Origin of the sequence: Roseomonas sp. KE0001 (assembly GCF_016107285.1) — a bacterium.
Taxonomy (GTDB): Bacteria; Pseudomonadota; Alphaproteobacteria; order Acetobacterales; family Acetobacteraceae; genus Pseudoroseomonas.
On sequence record NZ_RCVQ01000036.1, the window covers coordinates 1 to 1360 of the forward strand.

At 69.6% G+C, this 1360-nt stretch carries 1 protein-coding gene; it reads left to right on the top strand.

Features of this window, described 5'->3' with window-relative positions:
* Positions 1 to 96 precede the first annotated feature (96 nt).
* The gene (locus D9598_RS20850) at positions 97 to 1293 is read left to right on the top strand and encodes an IS256 family transposase (RefSeq protein ID WP_058390394.1); all 1197 of its coding nucleotides are present in this window, start codon (positions 97 to 99) and stop codon (positions 1291 to 1293) included.
* Positions 1294 to 1360 lie beyond the last annotated feature (67 nt).

Below are 1360 nucleotides of genomic sequence, written 5' to 3' on the forward strand. Positions count from 1 at the left end.
GGGTCGTGTCCCTGGTCGTGGTGTAGGAGGCGGTCACCGCGGTGAACCTGGGTAGGGTTGGGTTGCGAGGCGCAACTCTGACCCAAGGACCCCACGATGACCGACCATGAGACTGCCCTGCGCGATTTGCTGGCGAAAGGCTCGGACGCGACGTTCCTGCGCGAGATGATTGGCTTTGCTGCCCAGCGGCTGATGGAGCTGGAGACCGAGAGCCTGACAGGGGCCGCGCACGGCGAGCGCAGCCCGGAGCGCCGGGTGCAGCGGAACGGCTACCGGGAGCGGGACTGGCACACCCGTGCGGGCACGGTGGAGCTGCGCATTCCGCGGCTGCGCAAGGGTTCCTACTTCCCGGGCTTCCTGGAGCCGCGTCGAACGGCAGAGAAGGCGCTGACGGCCGTGATCCAGGAGGCCTACGTGCAGGGCGTATCCACCCGGTCGGTGGACGAGCTGGTGCGGGCCATGGGGATGGACGGCATCAGCAAGAGCCAGGTGTCGCGGTTGTGCGCCGAAATCGACGAGCGCGTCGGCGCCTTCCTGACCCGCCCGATCGAGGGCGACTGGCCCTACGTCTGGCTGGACGCGACCTACGTGAAGGCCAGGCGTGACGGGCACATCGTGTCCGTGGCGGTGATCATCGCGGTGGGCGCCAACACGGACGGCCGCCGCGAGGTGCTCGGCATGACCATCGGCAACAGCGAGGCCGAGCCGTTCTGGACCGAGTTCCTGCGTTCCCTGGCCCGCCGTGGCCTGCGCGGCGTCAAGCTGGTGATCTCGGACGCGCACGAGGGCCTCAAGGCTGCCATCAGCAAGGTGCTGGGCGCCACCTGGCAGCGGTGCCGGGTGCACTTCATGCGCAACGCCGCCGCCCATGCGGGCAAGACCCAGCGCCGCATCGTCTCCGCCTGGATCGGCACCGCGTTCGCTGAGGCCGACGCACCCCGGGCCCGTGCGCAGTGGCGCCAGGTCGCCGATCAGCTCCGCCCCCGGGTGCCCCGGCTCGCAGCCCTGATGGACGACGCCGAGGCCGACGTGCTGGCCTACATGGGGTTCCCGACCCCGCACCGGCCCAAGATCCACTCCAACAACCCGCTTGAGCGCCTCAACGGCGAGATCAAGCGCCGCACCGACACCGTGGGCATCTTCCCGAATGAGGCGGCGGTCACTCGCCTGGTCGGCGCCATACTGCTGGAGCAGCACGACGAGTGGAGCATCCAGCGCCGCTACATGAGCCTGGAGACGCTCGCGCCGTTGAGCGATACTGACACCGTCAGCCTGCCGCCCGCGGCACCCTGACACGCGGACCAGCCCCGCTCAGGAGAACCGTCCTTGGCGCTCCTACACCACGCGTTGGGACACGACC